The sequence below is a fragment of the Nocardiopsis sp. CNS-639 genome (assembly GCF_000381685.1).
In the GTDB taxonomy this organism is placed as follows: domain Bacteria; phylum Actinomycetota; class Actinomycetes; order Streptosporangiales; family Streptosporangiaceae; genus Nocardiopsis; species Nocardiopsis dassonvillei.
In genome coordinates this window covers 413935-433475 of record NZ_KB906855.1, presented here as the reverse complement: position 1 = coordinate 433475, position 19541 = coordinate 413935, and the positions used below count along the sequence as shown (strand labels likewise).

Here is a 19541-nt window from a genome sequence, read left to right as displayed (position 1 = left end):
CCGGGGCCGCAGGCCCAGTCCTGTGCTCACAGGCGTTCCGCGCTCACGAGCGATGATGAAGATCTACATCGTCAAGGCGACGGTTCGCCACCCCCTTAGGAGCCCGATCCCATGCAGCGCACGCCAATGGGAAAAAGTCCGGTGCCGAGGTCGCAAGGCGCCGTCAGTCCTCAGCCGCAGGAGCGCGAACCCCCGGCCGCGCCGGCGGCCGGGGCCCGCTTCCGCGGCACCGTCAGGGGTTGGAGTACATCTGCACCACGACGCGGTCGAAGCGGCGCGCCTTGAGGTCCTCACGGGTGATGGTCCAGTACAGGATCCCCATCGGCACCCCGACCCACTGCGCGAGCAGGACCCAGTCCTCAGGGCTGGACCACTGTTCGCCCTCCTCCGGGAACGCCGAGGCGCGTGCCGGGTCCCCGTAGCCGTCGAAGTCCGCGGCGTAGCCGCCGATCTGCCACTCGCCGCCCCCGTCGGTCTGCTCGGACCAGACCTCCTGCAACGTCTCCGCGTGGGGGTGCTGGGCGAGGGTCTCGTCCTCGACGGGGCAGGAGGGCAGTCCCACGCCGGGGACCAACCGCAGGTCACCGGTGCGCCGCAGCTCCTCGTCCAGGTCCTCGGGGGAGTCGTACTCGTAGGGCTCGTAGCTCGGTGAGGACTCCCGCTCCTCCACCGGCGTCCCCGCCGGGACGTACGCGGCGCCGCCCGGGATGACGAACTCGTCCAGCTCGACGTTCGCGAACAGGAGCAGGTGGCCGTCGGGCGGCAGCGGGATGTCGGTGGCCTCCGGCGGGATCGCGGCCAGGTCGAGCGTCGCGATGAGCTGGTGGTCGTCGCGGTTGTCGGGGTCGCCGTCCCACACCGTGCCCGGGGTGGGCGCGTCCGGCGGGAGCATCAGCGGAGTGCCGAGCCTGCCGACGACCGGGCCGCCGCCGTCGCGCGCCGTCCGCAGCTTCGGGCGGGCCAGCCCGAGCCACCGGGCGACGTCGTCCGCCGGAACCCCCTTGTCGAGCGCCTGCTCCCGGAACCTGTCCAGCCACCACAGCACCGACGCGGGCAGGGCCCTGACCGACGGGTGCAGCACCCCCGCGCCGAACTCCCAGCCGGGCTCCGGCGCCACCACGCCCGGCTCGTCCAGCCCCGCGAGCCACTCGGCGGCGGACGAGCGCGTCCCGGCGTCGGCGTCCGATAGCGCGGCCACCGCTGCCGCCCGGGCGTCCGGGTGGTCGCCGAGCACGCGCCGGGCCGCCAGCCGGTGGCGGTTCGCGCCGAGCGCGAGCGAGGTCAGGCGCGGGACCAGGGCCTCGGGGGCGGCCGGGAAGCGTTCGAGGATGGTCAGGATCATCGCCCTCGTGTCCACGGCGGACTCGTCCGGATGCCGCCTCCCGTCGCCGCCGTCGAGGTACTCGTCCGCCAGGTCCAGGCGCTCGGCGAACAGGGGCCACCAGCGCTCGGCGTCCTCGGGGGTCAGGAAGGCACCGATCTTGCGCCTGTGGGAGTCCGTGCGGGTGACCAGGAGCGAGGCGGTCCGCCGGTCCGCGTCGGACATCCCGGCAGCGCGGAACGCGTCACGCAGGGCGCGGACGTCGGGCATCAGCGCCGTCCTCCCCTCGACGCCGTGCCAGGAACGGTCCCCGTCGGACCCGCCCCCGGCCCCCAGCGTCCGCAGCTCCTCCGCCAGGTCAGCGTCCTGCGGTGCGGCGACGTCGGGCACGGGGACGGCGGCCTCCGCGGTCCTCAGCGCCCGCACCCGGGAGGCGGCCCGGCGCAGCAGCCGCTCGCGCTCGGGGTCCTGAGTTCCGGCGCCGTCCTCGGCCAGGACCTCCTCGATCGCCGCGGCGCCGCCGTCGAGGTCGGCCAGGCGGGCCAGGACGTCCGGCAGACGGTCCGGCGGTGCGGTCCGCAGGTGCCGTCGCAGCAGGTCCACCTGGCGGGGGCCGTCGATCCGGGCCAGGGCGGACAGTGCCTGAGCGCGAACGCTCGCCTCGGCGTCCACCGCCAGTTCGGCGGCGAGTTCCGCGTGCGTCTGCGGGCTGTGCGCGCACCGGTCCGCCACGTATCTGCGAGTGTTCAGAGCGGACCCGGTGACGACGTCCGCGAGCGCGTCGGCATGCCGGGCGAGGAACGCGACGCCCGCCTCGCTCTCCAGGAGCCGGTGCCGACGGAACGGCCAGTGGCGGGAGTCCGTGTACAGCAGCGCCGACAGGGCGGCGTGCACGGGAGTCCGACCGGGTGCGCCGCCCGCCCGGGCGACCTCGGTGAGGGTGTGGGCGTCCCATCGCCGCTGGGCGTCGTCGGCGTCGGTCCCGCCGTCCGCGCCCTGGACACGGAGCACGTCGTCGGCCAGCACGAGGAGCCACGACGGCTCCCCGGACGACGGGGCGTCGCCGGTGACCGCGTGCAGCACCTGTCCGAACCGGACGAGCAGGTCGATCGGCGCGAACCGGTAGAGCACCAGCCGTGCCGCGTCGGCCTCCCGGAGCGACCAGCCGGGATGCGCGTCGGCGACGGCGGCCAGCCGGTCGGCCGACCAGACCGCGTCCGGTTTGGCGACCATGTCGGCGCCGGTCGGCCGCTCCCGCAACGCCGCCAGGGCCTCCGGTCGGGTGCCGCTCAGCACGTGCTCGACGACCGGTTCGTGGGCCTCGGACAGCCGCAGCGGCGCGAGGCAGTCCCGTACCGCCGCCGCCACCCGGGCAGCGGTGTCCGTATCGCCGCCCGAGACAGCCGTTCCTGCTTCAGATTCGTACATGCCGGAAGACTAGGGGCAAGTTCGGACACACGCCTTCGCAGCCGCGTCTTCGGTCGGACCCGCGCCTACCGGATCGGGAGGTGGCCACCGAGGCACCCGGCGGCGGCGGACGGCCCGCCCCGTCAGAGCAAGCCCTTCAGGTAGGAGGCCGTGCGGCTGTCCGGGGCCGCCGCGACCTGCGCGGGCGTGCCCTGAGCGACGATCCGGCCCCCCTGCGATCCGCCGCCCGGGCCCAGGTCGATGACGTGGTCGGCGGTGGCCACGACCCGCATGTCGTGCTCGGCCGCGACCACGGTGGCGCCCGCGCCGACGAGGTCGCGCAGGCGGCCGACGAGGACGTCGGTGTCGTGGGGGTGGAGACCGGTGGTGGGCTCGTCGAGCAGGTAGACCGTGTCGGCGACCCGGCGGCGCTGGAGTTCGGTGGCGAGTTTGATCCGCTGGGCCTCGCCGCCGGACAGCTCCGTCGCGGGCTGGCCCAGGCGCAGGTAACCCAGGCCCACCCCGGCGAGGGTCTCCAGGGAGCGCCGCACCGACGGCTCCTCGGTGAAGAACCCCGCCGCCTCCTCCACCGACATCGCGAGCACGTCCGCGACCGTGCGCCCCCGGTACCGCACCCGGAGGGTGTCGTCGTTGTAGCGCGAGCCGCCGCAGGCCGGACAGGGGGCGTAGGTGGTGGGCAGGAACAGCAGCTCCACCGACACGAACCCCTCGCCCTCGCACTCCGGGCAGCGTCCCCCCACGACGTTGAAGGAGAACCGGCCGGGCCCGTAGCCGAGCGCGCGGGCCTCCTCGGTGGCCGCGAACAGCTTGCGCACCGTGTCGAAGAGCCCGGTGTAGGTCGCCAGGTTGGAGCGCGGCGTCCGCCCGATGGGCTGCTGGCTGACCCACACCACCCGGCCGTGTTCGGCGGCCAGGTCCGCGATCTCCGCCAGCAGGGAGGACTTGCCCGAGCCGGACACGCCGGTGAGGGCGGTGAACACGCCGAGGGGGATGTCGGCGTCCAGCCCTTCGAGGTTGTTGCGGGTGGCCCCGCGCAGCTCCAGGTGCCCGCCGGGGGTGCGGGGCCGGTGCTCCGGGAGGTCGCCGCCGAACAGGTAGCGGCGTGTCACCGACTCCGGGACCCCGCGCAGGCCGGGGACCGGGCCGCTGTACAGGACGCGCCCGCCGTGCTCGCCCGCCCCCGGCCCGACGTCGACGATCCAGTCCGCGCCGCGCACGACGTCCAGGTCGTGCTCGACGAAGCACACGGTGTTGCCCCCGTCGCGCAGGCGCCGCAGGGTCTTGGAGAGCGCCTCGACGTCGGCCGGGTGCAGGCCCGCGGAGGGCTCGTCCAGGACGTAGACCACCCCGAAGAGCCCCGTGCCCAGCTGGGTGGCCAGCCGGATCCTCTGGAACTCCCCGGTGGACAGGGTCGGCGCCGGTCGGGCCGCGCTCAGATAGCCCAGGCCCAGCTCCGCCAGAATCCCGACCCGTGCCGTGATCTCCCCGACCAGCGCCCCCGCCGCGCCCGGGTCCTCCGCCCAGGGGCGCAGCAGCGTCACCAGTTCGGTCAGGGGCAGCGCCGCCAGTTCGGCGATGGTGTGCCCGGCGAAGGTGACGCGCAGCGCCTCCTGTCGCAGCCGCCGACCGCCGCACTCCGGGCAGGTCCGGTCCACCATGAACTCGGCGGCCCTGCGCCGCCGGGCCTCACTGGCGGAGGAGGCGTACGCCTTGAGCACCAGCCTGCGCGCGCTGCTGTACTTGCCCTGGTAGGGCCGGTGGACACGCCCCGCCTCACGGACCGGGTGGACGGTCACCACGGGCTGCTCCTCGGTGAACAGGATCCAGTCGCGCTCGTCTTGGGGCAGCTCCCGCCAGGGCCGGTGGATGTCGTACCCGAGGGTGTCGAGGATGTCGCGCAGGTTCTTGCCCTGCCAGGCCCCGGGCCAGGAGGCGACCGCCCCCTCGGCGATGCTCAGCCCGGGGTCGGGCACCAGCGAAGCCTCGGTGACCTCGTGCTCGACCCCCTCGCCGTGGCACGTCGGGCAGGCCCCGGCCGCGGTGTTGGGGGAGAAGGAGTCCGAGTCCAGGCGCCGCGCCCCGGGCGGGTAGTCGCCCGCCCGGGAGAAGAGCATGCGCAGCGTGTTGGACAGCGTGGTGAGGGTGCCCACGGTGGAGCGGACCGAGGGCGCCGAGCGCGGCTGGGCGAGCGCCACGGCGGGCGGCATCCCGGTGACCTCGTCCACCTCCGGGGCCGGGAGCTGCTGGAGCAGGCGCCTGGCGTACGGCGCCACCGACTCCAGGTACCGGTGCTGGGACTCGGCGTAGAGGGTTCCGAAGGCCAGGGAGGACTTCCCCGACCCGGAGACGCCGGTGAAGGCGACCAGGGCGTCGCGGGGCAGCTCCGTGTCCACGTTCTTGAGGTTGTGGATGCGGGCGCCGCGCACCCGGATGCGGTCGTCGTGGTTGTCCATGGGACAAGGATTACCCGGTCACGGAACCGGAGCGGACCCGCGGACCGCCCGGGCACGGCGCACCTCGGCGCGCACCGGCCCTCCCGCCGGGGGATGCGGGCGGGGCCGGAACCGGCGGGTTCCCCGTCCGCGTCGCGACGAAGAAAGCCTCCCGGCGCGGCCGACCTCCCCACTCGGCGGGGCCGTCGCCCGGGTGGAGCGGCGGCGGGTGGGCGGCGTCGCGTCGCCGCCCACCCTTCACCGGGTGCCGGGGTTGCCTGCCGTGCGGCCGGGGCTGCCCGGGGCCGGGGTCAGCGGCGCGCGGCCCACACGGCGCGTTCGGTGCGCACGGCCAGGTCGTCGCGGCGCAGGATGCTGTGCGGGCCGTCGGTGTCCAGGAGCCGGTCGAGCGCGGCCAGGTCCTCGGGGGAGAGCTCTCCGGCGACGCCGGTGCGGATGCGCCGCAGGCCGCTGAGCGCGTAGCGGCCGACCGCTTCGCTCTGGGAGCCCCCGATGTCCACGGCGATCGTGCGCTCACCCTCGACCGTGAAACCGGCGGCGGTCAGCATCGGGCCCCAGTCGGCGCCCCGGTGGGGCATGTGCTCGGTGTGGAGGCGGTCGGCCGCTGCGTGGACGCGCTCCTCCAGGCCGGGCCGCTCCTCGGGGGCGTCCTCGGGCAGGAAGCGGGGGAACCCGGCCAGCTCGACGACGGCGAACAGGCCGCCGGGCGCGAGCGCGTCGTGGACGCTGCGCAGCGCGCGGTCGGGGCGGGCCATGTGGTGCATCGAGGCCGAGGCCCACACCAGGTCCGGTGAGCCCAGGTCGGGCCAGTCGGGGGCGTCGAGGTCGGCCCGCACGGTGCGCACCCGCTCCTCGACGCCGAGGGTGCGCGCCTTGTCGCGCAGCCGCTGGAGGTGTCCGTCGGAGGTGTCGACGGCCGTGACGCGCGCGTCGGGGAAGCGGTCGAGGAGGGCGAAGGTGCCCGCGCCCGTGCCGCAGCCCAGGTCCACGATCCGACGCGGGTCCGCCGTCAGCGGCAGCCACGCCGTGATGGAGTCCGTGTGCTCGGCGAGGACCTCGGCGTCCAGGTCGAGGATCTCCGCCTGGACGTCGGCGTCGTACTCCTGGTGGTCGTGTTCCCGGTGGTCGTGTCCCTGGTGGTGGTCGTGCTGGGCGCCGTGGCCGTGGTCGTGCGAGTGCGTCTGGTCCATGGTCTCCACGGTAGGACGCCCATGCGCCCCAAGCATGAAGGTTCCCGTTTTGCGCAAGACAATGGCCGGATGTGCTGCCCGACGCGCAAGACGCGGTCCTCGCGCGGTCGGCGCGGCCGATCCTCAGGCGTCCTGGGCGCCTGGGCCGTCCTCCTCCCGCTGGTGGCCGCGGCGGGCGTCGCGGTCGAAGATGCCCAGGATCTCGCACGGTCCGCCCTCGGCGCCGATGGCGTGCGGCGTCATCGTGGGGAACTCGGCGGCCTGGTTGGTCTCGACGCGAAAGCGCCGGTGGCCGAGCATCAGCGTCGCGGTGCCGGACAGGACGACGAGCCATTCGCGCCCGGGGTGGGCCCGCATGCGGGCCGGGTTGTCGGGCGGCGGTTCGGTCACGCGCTGGCGCACCACGCTCATGCCGGGGTCGCCCTTGACGGGCCAGCGCATCCGGCCGCGGGCGCCGTCGATCATCGGGCTGATGACGACGTCGTCGTCGGCCGCCTCCACGAGCTGGTCCAGTGTGGTGTCCAGCGCTCGGGCGAGGGTGACCAACTGGTCCAGGGCGAGGCGGCGCCGACCGTTCTCGATGCGGCTCAGCGAGGACTGGCTGAGGTGGGCGCGTTTGGCCAGTTCCTCCAGGGACCAGCCCTGCGCCACCCGCAGGGCGCGGATGCGCCTGCGCACGAGGCCGTCCAGCTCTCCGTCTTCTTGCGTCATGGGCATCATGGTATGCCTTTGATGCAAAGCCGAAGGCGGCGGCCCGTGCGGGGGCCGCGTTCACCGCCGGGCGGCCAGCACCGCCGCGAGGCCCTCCCACAGGTCGTCGACGGAGTACCCGGGGACCTCCAGCGACAGGAAGTGTCCGCCGCGTTCGGGGGACCCTTCCCCCAGCCGCTGGCCCGGCCCTTCCGGGCGGGCCCTACCCCGGGTGAGCGGTCGTCGGGAGGGCGTTCTCGACCAGGTCGCGCAGTTGGGAGCGGGCGGTGACGCCCAACTTGGGGAAGCTGCGGTAGAGGTGCGAGCCGACCGTGCGCGGAGAGAGGAAGAGCTTCTCGCTGATCTCCCGGTTGGTCAGCCCGCGGGCGGCGAGCCTGATGATCTGCTGCTGTTGCGGGGAGAGCCGGGAGAGCGCGTCGGGGGCCGCGTCCGTGACGTCGAGGCCGGCGGCGCGCGACTCGGACCGGGCGCGCTCGATCCACGGACGCGCCCCCAGACGCCGGAAGACCTCCAGAGCCTCGGTGAGCGGCCCCCGCGCCTCGGTGACGCGCCGACGGCGCCGCAACCATTCGGCCAGGTCCAGCAGGGTCTGGGCCCGCTCGAAGGGCCAGTGCTCCAGCCGCGGATCGGCAAGGGCCGCCCGGAAGTGCGCCTCGGCGTCCTCGGGGTCCGCCAGGAGGGCACGGGCCCGGCTGATCAGCGCGCGCAGCCGGGGCGAGGCGCCGTCTCCGAGCGCGCGTGCGCAACGCTCGACGATCGCGGCGGCCTCCGCGCGCCGACCGCCGCGCGCGGCGGCGGCCGCCAGGTCCGCGAGGGCCGGGTAGGAGGCGTGGTAGTGCACCGGAGCGCCGTCCGCGGTGAAGACCATGCGGAGTTGGTCGTACGCGTCCTCGTACCCGCCTTCCGCGACCGCCGCGGCACCGAGCGCGCGACGGGCGTAGACGGACACGGATCGGCTCTCCATCGGATCGATCAGGGCGAACACGTCCCCGACCCGGGCCCGGGCCGCCGCCGTGTCCCCCTGGTAGGCCAGCACGGTGGCCTCCACCGCGGCCGCGCACGCCACGGCGTGGTCGAGACCGGCCCTCGCCCCGACGGCGGCGGTGCGGGCACAGGCCTCGCGTGCCCGATCCCACCGCCCCTGTTCCACGTAGCTCCAGGCGGCAGCACCCTCCAGGCCCTCCGGAAGCGGCCCCTGTGACTTCCAGCGGTCGAACGCCTCGTCGAAGGCGCGGACGGCCTGCGGGGTCTCGTCCAGGAGCCACGCCATGACCGCGAGAGCGGTGAGCCGGTCGGGCTGACGCTCCGCCTCGCGGACCAACCGCGGAAGCAGGGAGAGGAGTTCGGCCCTGCCCTCGAAGGGGTCCGACACGGCCCTCACCCAGACGCGTGGCCATGCGTGTGACGCGTCCCCGGGGAGTCGCTCCAGGGCGGCCTGGATCCGGCGCCGTTGGGCGTCCTCCCCGGAGTAGAAGCGGACCACGGCGGCATCGGCCAGCAGGTCCAGCGCGGTGGCGGGCCGCGAGACCGCCGCCTGCTCGGCGGAACGGACCAGTCGTGAGAAGACCACGGTGTGGCGCACGGTCAGCACCGCCAGCCGTCCGACCTGCGCGGTGACGGATGCCAGGAGCGATGGGTCCTCGGTGTGCGCGCGTGCCTCGGCGGCCAGTTCCTCGACCCAGGAGATGTCGCCGGTGAACACGGCCGCCGAGGCCGCTTCGACCAGCAGCCTGGCCCTGTCCTCGCGCCGCGGTGCGAGTTCGGCGGCGCGTCGCAGGGCACTGGCCGCCGCCGCGTGGCCGCCGCGACGGCGGGCCCGACCGGCGGTCCGCTCCAACTCCGCCGACACGGCCGCGTCGGGGCCTAGGCAGGCGGCGGCGAGGTGCCAGGCACGCCGATCCGGTTCGTCCCGCAGTAACTCGGCGAGTGCGAGATGGGCCTCGCGCTGTGAGGCGGGGGACGCGGCGTGGTACGTGGCGGACCGGGTCAGGGGGTGGCGGAACCGGACGTCGAGACCGGTCCGCCGGACCAGCCCGGCCCGTTCGGCGGGCAGCCACGCGTCGTCCCCGGCGTGCGGCAGCCCGACGGAGGCGACGATCGCGGAGTCGACGCTGTCCATGGCGGCCAGGAGCAGCAGGGCCTGCCCGCTGGAGGCGGGCAGGTCGTTCAGACGGGCCGCGAAGACCCCCTCCAGGTGATCGGTGAGCGGGAGCGGACCCGGGGAGGGCGGCCCCGCGGCCGCGTCGTGCGCGGCGGACGCCCTCGTCAGTTCGGTCAGCGCCAGCGGGTTGCCGCCGGCCTGGTCGAGGATCCGCGCTCTGACCCGGCCGACGGGACTGCCCGGCTGCATGTCCAGCAGCCGGTTGGCGGCGGCGTCGCCGAGTGCTTCCAGCGCGAGCGTCGGCAGGTGGCGGTCGAGCCCCGGCAGGCGGTCGCCGGTGCGGACCCCGAACAGCATCGTCACCGGTTCGCCCTCCAGCCGTCTGGCGGCGAAGGACAGCACGTCCAGGGAAGCGCGGTCGAACCACTGCGCGTCGTCGAGCACCACGAGCACGGGGCGCCGGTCACCCAGGGCCGAGAGCAGACTCAGGACGGCGACCCCGATGAGCATGGGGTCGGATTCTGTCGTGGCCGACCCCGCGCCGAAGGCGTCGCGCACCGCCGTGCGCTGCCTCTCCGGCAGCGCGTCCACCCGGGCCGAGACCGGCCTCAGCAACTGGTGCAGCGCGGAGAACGCCAGGCCCGACTCCGACTCGCTCCCCTCGGCGCGCAGGACGCGGGCACCGCTCGCTTCGGCCCGGCGCGCCGCGGAGCCCAGCAGCGCGCTCTTTCCCATGCCCGGGTCGCCGACCAGCACCAGGACCCGGTCGGTCGACGTCGAGTCCACCGCGCGGAAGAGGCGCGCCAACTCCATGTCCCGGCCGACGATCGGTTCCGCTGGATCCGGGTCCGGCCACGTGACCGCACCGGGGCCGCCTGCGTGCTCGCCCACGGGGTCTCCAGGAGTCGTGGCTCCCCGGTCGGAGCCGCCTTGCCTTGGCCCACCCAGGCTACAAGCGGCGGAGCCGGTGCCGGGGCGTGTGCGCAGGTGCAGTCACGTGACGGATACCGCGTGCACCGAGGCCGCCCCTAGGGTCCCAAGAAAGCATCCGAATCACTGAGGAAGCCTCATGGAACAAATGCAACTCGGCAATGTCACGATCACCCGGGTCCGGGAGTACTACGGTTCCGTGGAAATGACGCCCGACACCTTCTTCCCGGAGGTTTCCAAGGAGCTCTGGGACGACGGCGCCCCCTTGCTGAGCCCGTATTTCGTGGATTTCGAGGCCAATACGGTGAACTCGGCGATCCAGACCTGGGTGCTGCGCAGCGGGGGCAAGACCATTCTCGTCGACACCGGTGTGGGCAATCACAAGGAACGCCCGTACGCGCCCGTCTGGAGCCGTCTCGAAACCGACTTCCTGGCCAATCTCGCCCGCGCCGGAGTCGCGCCCGAGGATGTGGACATCGTGGTCAACACACATCTGCACATCGACCATGTGGGCTGGAACACGTACCTGGACGGGCGGAACTGGGTTCCCACCTTCCCCAACGCCACGTACCTGATGCCCAAGGACGACTTCGACTTCTGGAACCCCGAGAACGGCCACAATCCGCGGTTGGGCCGCGGCAACCAGAACGTCTTCGAGGACAGCGTGGCCCCCGTGCACGAGGCCGGCCAGACGCTGCTGTGGGAGACCAGCCACCAGATCGACGCCGACCTGCGCCTGGACGCGGCTCCCGGGCACACCCCCGGTTCCTCCGTGCTGACCCTGGCCTCCGGAACGGACCGGGCCGTGTTCGTCGGCGACCTGCTGCACAACCCGGTGCAGATCCTCGAACCGGACGCCAACAGCTGCTTCTGCGAGGACCCCGCGGGCGCCCGCGCCACCCGCCGCGAGGTCCTGGGCAGGGCGGCCGACGACAACACCCTCGTGATCCCCGCGCACCTGGGCGGCCACGGCGCCGCCGAAGTGGTGCGCGACGGGGACAAGTTCGCCATCAAGGGCTGGGCCCCCTTCGCCCCGTACACCCAGCAGGGCTGAGGCCAGCGGAAAGGCATGCCTGTGAACCACCACCCCGACCCCGTCGTGACCACCGCTCGGGGAGCGGTCCGCGGTCGACGCCACAACGGCGTCACCGCCTTCCTGAACATCCCGTACGCCGCCGCTCCCCGCGGCGCCGACCGGTTCGCGCCGCCGCGACCGCACGAGCCCTGGGACGGCGTACGGGACGCCACCGTGCCGGGACCCAACGCGCCCCAGGCCGAACGCGGACTCGGCGGCGTGGACATGACCCCCTACTTCGGCGACGGTTGGAGCCGCGGAGACGACTACCTCACCGTCAGCGTCTGGGCGCCCGAGACAGCGGACGGCGGCCTGCCCGTCATGGTGTTCGTCCACGGAGGGGGGTTCGTCGCCGGCTCCACACGCTCCGCGATGTACGACGGCAGCGGTTTCGCCCGTGACGGCGTCGTCCTCGTCACCCTGAACTACCGGCTCGGTATCGCCGGGTTCCTCGACATCCCCGGAGCACCCGCCAACCGCGGCCTGCTCGACGTCGTCGCCGCGCTGGGCTGGGTCCGCGAGAACGCCGCCGCCTTCGGCGGTGACCCGCGCCGGGTCACCCTCTTCGGCCAGTCGGCCGGAGCGACCATCGTCGGCGCCGTCCTCGCCACCCCCGAGGCCACGGGCCTCTTCCGGCGGGCGATCGTCCAGAGCGGCAGCGGACTGGGGGCGTTCACGACCGAGCAGGCCGCCCGCGTCACCGGCGCCGCGGCCGAACTCCTCGGCGTCCGGCCCCATGCCGACGCCTTCGCGCAGATCTCCGACGACCGCCTGGTCGAGGCCGCCTCCAAGCTCGCGGGCATCGACCTGCGGACCGGGACGCACCACGACCCGCTGATCGGCCTCAGCCCCTTCAGCCTGGTCCTCGACACACAGCCCGCCGCATCCGTCGCCGCCGGGCTCAGCGCGGACGTCGACCTGCTCATCGGGACCAACACCGAGGAGGGGAACCTCTACCTGGCCCCCGTGGGCGCCTACTCCACCTCGACCGCGTCCGACGTCGACGCGGCCGCGGCGCGCTCACACCCGGATCCGGCGCGGCTCGTCCGGACGTACCGGAGGGCACACCCTCAGGCGTCCTTCGGTGAGCTGCGGTCCGCCGTCATAGGCGACGCGCTGTTCGGCGCGGGCAGCTGGGCCCTGGCCAGCGCCCACGCCTCCCATCCGGGGTCCACCACCTTCGCCTACGAGTTCGCGTGGCGCTCCGACGCCCTGGACGGAGAACTCGGCGCCGCCCACGCGGTCGAGCTGCCCTTCGTCTTCGACCTCGCGCACCTGCCGCGGTTGCGCGGACCGGGCGGTCTGCTGGGGCGCGCAGAGCCCCCCGCGGACCTGGCCGCCCGCGTTCACGGGACCTGGATCCGGTTCGCCGGGACCGGCGACCCCGGCTGGGCCCCCTACGACGACGAGCGCCGGGCCACGATGCGCATCGACACCGAGTGGACCCGGGTCGACGACCCCCGGAGCGCGGAGCGGCGGGCCTGGACGGCGCCGTGACGTTCCGGGGCCGCCGTACCGCTCCCGCCCGCCCGAGCTGAGGAAGGGCGCTGGCCCCTCGGCCCGGCGGGACCGCGGTTCGTGGAGCACCCGTGCAACCGGCTGTCGCGCCGGCTCCGGCGTCGTCCGGGCAGGGGGAGGAGCAGCTCCCGCTAGTGCCGTGACGAGGGCTCGGGTGCCGCGAGGCGGAGCTGGAGACGGGTGAGCTTGTCGTGGTCCAGGGTGCCCGGCTCCGCGCTGAACACGACCACGCGCAGGTCGGTGCCCGGCACGGCCAGGGTCTGGCAGTCGAGGTCGAGCACGCCGAGTTCACCGTGGTCCACCCGCTTGCGCAGCGTCGCACGCGGCCGCACGTCGTGCCGCCGCCACTGCTCCGCGAACCCGGGGTCGCGCGCGGCGAACTCGCCGACCAGCCGCCGCAGCGCGGAGTCGTGCGGGCGGCGGGCCAGCGCCTCGCGCGTCTGGGCCGCCGCCTGCGCCGCGAACCCGCCCGCCGACTCCGGCGGCGCCGAGCACACCGTTCCGCCCAGGCGCATGGACAGCCGCAGCACGTTGCGCTCGGCCGGGGCCAGCGCGGCGAAGTCCGTGATCAGCGCGGACGCCAGGCCGTTCCAGGCCAGGACGTCGTGGCGGGCGTCGCAGACGTAGGCGGCGACCGGGCCGAGCCGCTCCAGCAGGGCGAGCACCCCCGCGGGGACCTGTCCGTCCGGGCCGGGCCGGGCGGGAGGCGCGTGCCCCGCGAGCCGGGACAGGTGCGCCCGCTCCGCCTCCGACAGCTCCAGAGCCCGCCCGATCGCGTCGATGACCTGCGGTGACGGGCGCGGCGCCCGGGCCTGTTCCAGCCGCTCGTAGTAGTTCACCGAGACCCCGGCCAGGTCGGCGACCTCCTCGCGCCGCAGCCCCGGTGTGCGCCGCGCGCGCCCGCCCGCGGTCTCGGGCAGGCCGACGTCGGCCGGGCGCAGGGCCTCGCGGCGGGCGCGCAGGAATCCGCCGAGTTCTCGTCTGTCCACGCCCCCAGCCTGCCACGCGCGCGGACGGCCAACCACGGACCACTGGTCCGGGGACGACGCGGCCGTTCCCCCGCGCGCCGTGCCCCGCCAGTGTGGCGGACGACGGACCGAACGACACGGGCCGAACGACACGGACCGGACGACGCAGGCGCGGACGGACCGAACACCCGAAGGGACCGAAGACATGAGCATCCTCGTCACCGGCGGCACCGGCAACACCGGCCGCCCCCTCACCGAGACGCTGCGGGCCCGCGGCGCGCACGTGCGCGTGGCCAGCCGCAGGCCGGGGCCCGGCGGCGTGCCCTTCGACTGGGCCGACCCCGTCACCCACGCCCGGGCACTCGACGGGGCGCGGGCCCTGTACCTGGTGCCGCCGCCGATGACCCTGGACCCCATGCCGACGGCCGGGCCGTTCCTGGCGGCGGCCCGGGCCGCAGGGGTGCGGCGCGTGGTGCTGCTCGGCTCGCTGGCGCGGCTGTCCGGGGCCCCGGGCGTCGCGGAGCTGGGCGAGGCCGTGCGGTCCTTCCCGGAGTGGGCGGTGCTGCGTCCGTCGGGGTTCATGCAGAACTTCACCGGGGCGCACCCGGTGGCGGCGGGTATCCGCGAGCGCGGCGAGATCCGCTCGGCGACGGGCGAGGGGAAGCTGGGATGGATCGACGCCGCCGACATCGCGGCCGTCGCGGCGCAGCTGCTCCTGGCGCCGGGTCCGGTGGCCGGTGAGCACGTGCTCACCGGCCCGGAGTCGTTCGGGTACGCGCGGGCGGCGGCGGTCATCGCCGAGGCCACCGGTCGGCCGGTGCGCCACACGCCCGCCCCGGTGTCCGAGCTGGTCCGGCGCAACCTGGACGCGGGCATGCCCGATCCCTTCGCCTCGGCGCTGGTCCGGGTGGACACCGACATCGCCGGGGGTAGCGAGGACCTCGTCACGGACACGGTCCACCGCCTGACCGGCCGCCCGCCCCGCACCTTCGCCGACTTCGTCCGTGCCCGCCCGCGGGAGTGGTCCGCCGCCTGATCGGCCGGGCGGGCCCGCCCGGTGGTCGGCGGTGCGGGGCCGTCGCCCGTCCCCGGGCGCGGCCCGGTCCTGCCCCGGCACGCGGACCGGCACCCCCGTCTCTCCTCTCGTCCACCGAGGTGAGGCGGGGTCACCGCACCCGGGGCACTGGTGTACGTTCTCTGACGTAGTCGTGGCTGGTTGCAGGCCGGTGCCGGGAAGGAGCTCCCGGCACCGGAGTCCCGCCAGTGCCGGTTGCGGTGAGACCCGTCCAGCCCGTCGAACGGATACGAGTGTCTCCGGCCCCGCCCGCGGAGGGTGTTTCCTCGTGGGCGAGGCAGGTACGCACCGGAGTGGCAGGTACGCACCGGACATGCCCGACCCTCGGCCTGGGGGTGTGCGAAGGTCCGTCGGACAAGGAGACGCTGTGGACGAGGATGCCGGTACGTACAGCGATTCGACCGGTGTGTCAGGCCGACACCGGTTCCTCGCGGAGGCGCTGGACAGCCTGAGCGCGGGTGTGTACGCCGTCGACGAGAGGGAGCGGATCGTCGCGGTCAACGCCACCGCTCTGCGACTGCTGGCCCGTTCGGCGGACGAGACGCTCGGGCAGGACCTGCGGTCGTTGCACCGGGACGCCCGGGGGCAGGCGGTCGTCAGGGAGACACGCGACGCCTCCCAGGAGGCGCCGTCCGGTCCCCTCTCCCGCGCGGGGGAGTCCTGGTTCGAGCGCGGCGACGGCACGCTCCTCCCCGTGTCGTGGTCCGCCGTGCCCTGTAAGCCCGACGGCTCCCAGGTCGCGGAGCTGGTCTTCTTCCAGGCCGTCGAGCAGGACGAGGAGACCCCCGGGCGCTCCGCCCCTCCCCGCCGGACACTGTCGGAGACGGAGCGGCTGGCCCTGCTGGCCGACACCACCGCACACCTGATCAACAACATCGACGTGGAGAAGTCCCTGCTCCGGGTGGTGGAGTTGATGCTTCCACGACTCGCGGACTGGGCGATCATCGACCTGATCACCGAAGGCGACGAGGTGTCCCGCTCCCTGGTGGTCCAGGCGGACCAGGGCAGGACCACGGTGCGCGAGGACCTCCAAGGGCCGATGCCCCCGGTGCCCCCGACCTCCAGCATGCCCCTGTCCAAAGCCCTGCGAGGCGCCGCCTCCACCCTCGTCAACCGTGAGATCTACTCCGGTCCGCCCGACACGGGTATCGCGGTGGAGCAGCGCAGGCTGTTCGAGGCGACGGGCATCAACACCGCGGCCATCGCCCCCATCCGCGGGCCCCGGGAGGTGCTGGGCGCCGTGACCCTGGGGCGCACGGGCTCCCAGCACCCCTTCGCCCGCGACGACCTCGCCCTTCTGGAGGACATCGCCCGGCGCATCGGCCTGGCCCTGGAGAACGCGCGCCACTACCAGCGCCAGCGCCAGGTCGCCGAGACCATGCAGCGCTACCTGCTGCCCCAGCTCCCCCAGCTGGCGGGAGCGGAGATGACCGCCCGGTACCTGCCCGCACCAGACGTCTCGCACGTCGGCGGTGACTGGTACGACGCCTTCCCCCTGCCCCACGGCGACACGGCCCTGGTCATCGGCGACGTCGTCGGCCACGACCTGGAAGCGGCGGCCGGCATGGCCCAGCTCCGCAACATGCTCCGGGCCTACACCTGGGCGCAGGAGCAGTCCCCCCACCGCACGCTGGAGCGCATGGACCAGGCCCTGGAGCACATCAGCGACGTCTACATGGCGACCCTCGTCCTGGCCCACCTGACGGTCGACGAGGCCGGACGGTGGGAACTGCTGTGGGCGAGCGCCGGCCACCCCCCGCCCCTGCTCGTCCACCACGACGGCATCACCCACTACCTGGAGGAGGGGAACGGGGTCCTGCTCGGCACGGGGATGGCGCGGCCGCGCGCCGACGCGCGCATCGCCCTGCCGCCCGGGTCCACGCTCGTGTTCTACACGGACGGCCTGATCGAAGCCCGGGGGCAGACGCTGGACACGGGCCTCAGCCGCATGCGCCAGCACGCGGCCTCCCTCGCGCACCGCCCCCTGAACTCCTTCGCCGACCAGCTGCTGGAGCGCGCACGGCCGAGCGCCAACGACGACGACGCCGCCCTGCTCGTCATCCGCATTCCGGCGGACGCGACCGACGGCTGAAGCGACGGCCGCCCGCGGGCTCCGTCCTCCGGGCGGTGACGCCGGAGCCCGTTCTGGGATGCGCGTCCACGGCCCGTGAGCGCCCGACCCGCTGGAGAGGTCCGCCACCGGTTATATGTAGACTGGTCTACCTAGTCCGATAGCGGAGGTGCACCATGGCGCAGGTCGAGGAGGCCCGTCCGCGTGCGGGATCGGCCAGGGAGAAGCTGCTCAGCGCGGCGGCGCGGCTGTTCTACGCCCACGGCGTGACCGCCACCGGCATCGACGCGGTCACCGCCGAGGCCGGTGTGGCCAAGATGAGCCTGTACAACAACTTCTCCTCCAAGGAGGACCTGACGCTGGCCTACCTCCAGGAGCGGCACCGGGAGTGGCTCGACCTGTACCGGCGCCGACTGGAGGAGGCCCACACCCCCCGGGAGGGGGTCCTGGCGGTGTTCGACGCCTACGTCGACCACGCCTCGGCCGCCTACGAGCACGGGTTCCGCGGCTGCGGGCTGCTCAACGCCGCGGCCGAACTCCCCGCGGGCGCACCGGGCAGGGAACGGGTGCGCGAGCACAAGGAGCAGGTCGAGGCGCTCGTGGCCGGGCACCTGGAGCAGATCACCGACCCCGACACGGCGGCGCGCACCGCCCGGCACTGCTCGTTCCTGCTGGAGGGCTCCATGGCCCGGGCCGGGCTGGAGGGAGCGCCGGACCGGCTCCTGGAGGCACGCGCGATCGCCGCGGCCCTGGTGGACGCGCTGTGAACCGCCACCGGACGCTGGGCATCGCGGCCATCACGGTCACCTCCGTCCTGTGGGGCACGACCGGCACCGCCGCCACCTTCGCCCCGCAGGCCGGGCCCCTGGCCATCGGCTCGGCCGCCCTGGGGATCGGCGGCCTGCTCCAGGCGCTGATCGCCCTGCCCGCGCTGGCGGCGGCCCGCTCCCGGCTGCGGGAGAACCTGCCCCTGGTGGCGGTGGGAGCCCTGGCCGTGGGCGTCTACCCCCTGGCGTTCTACGGTTCGATGCACCTGGCGGGGGTGGCGGTGGGCACCGTGGTGTCCCTGGCGTCGGCACCGCTGGCCTCCGGCCTCTTGGAGCTGGTGGTCCAGCGCACACCGCTGAGCCGGTGGTGGATGCTGGCCGCGGCGGTGGGCATCGTCGGCGGCGCGCTGCTGTGCGTGTCGAACACGGCCGCCCCCGCCGCCTCGCCCGGCGGGACCGCGGCCGGTGTCGCGCTCGGGCTGGTGGCGGGCCTCACCTACGCCGCGTTCTCCTGGGCGGCGCACACCCTCATGGGGCGCGGCATCGACCGGGCGGCGTCCATGGGGGCGGTCTTCGGTTGCGGCGGCGTGCTGCTGATGCCGGTGCTCGTGCTCACCGGTGCCCCCCTCGTGGCCTCCGCGCAGGCCTTCACGGTGGCCGCCTACATGGCGCTGGTGCCCATGTTCCTGGGCTACCTCTTCTTCGGCTTCGGCCTGACCCGGGTCTCGGCGAGCACGGCCACCACGGTCACGTTGAGCGAACCCGCGGTCGCGGCGCTCCTGGCGGTCCTGGTCGTCGGGGAGACGCTGACCGGCACGGGGTGGTTCGGGCTGGGGCTCATCGCCCTGGTCCCGGTCACGCTCGCCCTGGCACCGGCCTCCGGCCCGGGAACGCCGCCCGTGGAACCGGCCCGTGCGGCGGGCACGCCCGCGAACGCGGACCGCGAACCGGCGTGAGCGCCGGGTCGCGGGGCCTCACGGCGCCGGGGAGGGCGCGGCTCCTCGCCCCGAGTCCGGGGAGCGGGGCCTCACAGTGACAGGGAGGCGATACCGCCGGTCTCCAGGGCGACCCAGACCGTTCCGTCCGCGGTGACCGTGACGCCGTGGGGTTCGCGGGAGGGCGCGGGCAGGTCGAACAGGTCGATGTCGCCCTCCGCCGTGATGTGCCCGACGCGGTTCGCGCCCCACTCGGTGAACCAGCAGCCCCCTCCGGGGTCCGCGGTGATGGCGTGGGGGCGTGAGTCGCGCCGGGGGAGGGGGAACTCCCGGATGTGTCCGTCCGTGGTGAGGCGGCCGATCCGGCCCGCGGCGATCTCCACGAACCACAGGGCGCCGTCCGGACCCGCGGTGATACCGACGGGCCCCGCCTGGCCGGTCGGGAGGGGATGAAGGGTCACGTCCCCGCCGACGGTGACGCGGCCGACGGCGTCGGCCTGGTTGAGGGTGAAGTACAGGGCTCCGTCGGGCCCGGAGGCGATGAACGACGGGACCCCTCCCCTCGTCGGCACGGAGAACTCGGTGACCTCCCCGTCGGTGGTGATACGACCGACACGGTCGGCGTTCATCTCGGTGAACCACAGCGCCCCGTCGGGCCCGCTCGTGATGCCGAAGGGCTGGGCGCCAGGGGTCGGCAGCGCGAAGGAGTCGGCCTTCCCGTCCGCGGTGATACGGCCGATCCTGTCGTCCTTGGCACGGGTGAACCAGAGCGCGTGGTCGGGGCCCGTGGTGATGAGCGAGGGCGCGCACGCGGTGGAGTCCAGCGGGTACACGGTCGCGGAGCCGTCCGGTGCCATACGGGCGATCCGGCCGTGGTGGACGAGCGTGACCCACAGCGAACCGTCGGTCCCGGCGGTGATGCCGTACGGGCCGGAGCCCTGCGCGGCCACGGGATACTCGCGTACGGAACGCTGCTGGATGCGGTGTGTCACAGGTGT

The 19541-nt window shown here is 74.4% G+C and carries 13 protein-coding genes; 6 read left to right on the top strand and 7 right to left on the bottom strand.

The window, feature by feature from the left end:
• Positions 1–232: 232 nt before the first annotated feature.
• From G011_RS0104550 to G011_RS0104530, 5 genes are all read right to left on the bottom strand, one after another.
• Positions 233–2749, bottom strand: coding sequence for a DUF1963 domain-containing protein (locus G011_RS0104550; RefSeq protein WP_026338016.1), 2517 nt, complete (start codon positions 2747–2749; stop codon positions 233–235).
• A gap of 122 nt (positions 2750–2871) precedes the next feature.
• Positions 2872–5202 (bottom strand): excinuclease ABC subunit UvrA, encoded by a 2331-nt coding sequence (locus G011_RS0104545; protein WP_019607447.1) that lies wholly within the window; start codon positions 5200–5202, stop codon positions 2872–2874.
• Positions 5203–5492: 290 nt separating this feature from the next.
• Positions 5493–6392, bottom strand: a complete 900-nt coding sequence (locus G011_RS0104540; protein WP_231391373.1) for a trans-aconitate 2-methyltransferase — start codon at positions 6390–6392, stop codon at positions 5493–5495.
• A gap of 123 nt (positions 6393–6515) precedes the next feature.
• Positions 6516–7103 carry a helix-turn-helix domain-containing protein gene (locus G011_RS0104535; RefSeq protein WP_019607445.1) on the bottom strand — a complete coding sequence of 196 codons (588 nt, stop codon included), beginning with the start codon at positions 7101–7103 and terminating at the stop codon, positions 6516–6518.
• 202 nt (positions 7104–7305) lie between these two features.
• The gene (locus tag G011_RS0104530; protein WP_026338014.1) at positions 7306–10095 is read right to left on the bottom strand and encodes a LuxR family transcriptional regulator; all 2790 of its coding nucleotides are present in this window, start codon (positions 10093–10095) and stop codon (positions 7306–7308) included.
• A 187-nt stretch (positions 10096–10282) separates the two neighbouring features.
• On the opposite strand from G011_RS0104530, the gene G011_RS0104525 reads away from it, so the two are divergent.
• Positions 10283–11188, top strand: coding sequence for an MBL fold metallo-hydrolase (locus G011_RS0104525; RefSeq protein WP_019607443.1), 906 nt, complete (start codon positions 10283–10285; stop codon positions 11186–11188).
• A 15-nt stretch (positions 11189–11203) separates the two neighbouring features.
• On the top strand, positions 11204–12706 hold the full coding sequence (locus tag G011_RS0104520) for a carboxylesterase/lipase family protein (RefSeq protein ID WP_196808484.1): 1503 nt from the start codon (positions 11204–11206) through the stop codon (positions 12704–12706).
• A gap of 152 nt (positions 12707–12858) precedes the next feature.
• Here the strand turns inward: G011_RS0104520 and G011_RS0104515 are convergent, their stop codons facing one another.
• On the bottom strand, positions 12859–13716 hold the full coding sequence (locus tag G011_RS0104515; protein WP_019607441.1) for a helix-turn-helix transcriptional regulator: 858 nt from the start codon (positions 13714–13716) through the stop codon (positions 12859–12861).
• A 184-nt stretch (positions 13717–13900) separates the two neighbouring features.
• Here G011_RS0104515 and G011_RS0104510 point away from each other — a divergent pair, with 184 nt between their 5' ends.
• The 4 genes from G011_RS0104510 to G011_RS0104495 all read left to right on the top strand — a co-directional run bounded on the left by G011_RS0104510 (position 13901) and on the right by G011_RS0104495 (position 18564).
• Complete coding sequence (locus G011_RS0104510) at positions 13901–14731, top strand: oxidoreductase (RefSeq protein WP_019607440.1); 831 nt, start codon at positions 13901–13903, stop codon at positions 14729–14731.
• 406 nt (positions 14732–15137) lie between these two features.
• A complete protein-coding gene (locus tag G011_RS0104505) occupies positions 15138–16862 on the top strand; it encodes a SpoIIE family protein phosphatase (RefSeq protein WP_019607439.1) in 1725 nt (574 codons plus the stop codon).
• A 155-nt stretch (positions 16863–17017) separates the two neighbouring features.
• Positions 17018–17608, top strand: coding sequence for a TetR/AcrR family transcriptional regulator (locus G011_RS0104500; RefSeq protein ID WP_019607438.1), 591 nt, complete (start codon positions 17018–17020; stop codon positions 17606–17608).
• Positions 17605–18564, top strand: a complete 960-nt coding sequence (locus tag G011_RS0104495) for an EamA family transporter (RefSeq protein WP_019607437.1) — start codon at positions 17605–17607, stop codon at positions 18562–18564. The genes G011_RS0104500 and G011_RS0104495 overlap by 4 nt, the downstream gene beginning before the upstream one ends.
• A 71-nt stretch (positions 18565–18635) precedes the next feature.
• On the opposite strand, the gene G011_RS0104490 is transcribed toward G011_RS0104495, so the two are convergent.
• Positions 18636–19535 carry a virginiamycin B lyase gene (locus G011_RS0104490; RefSeq protein ID WP_019607436.1) on the bottom strand — a complete coding sequence of 300 codons (900 nt, stop codon included), beginning with the start codon at positions 19533–19535 and terminating at the stop codon, positions 18636–18638.
• Positions 19536–19541: the final 6 nt, after the last annotated feature.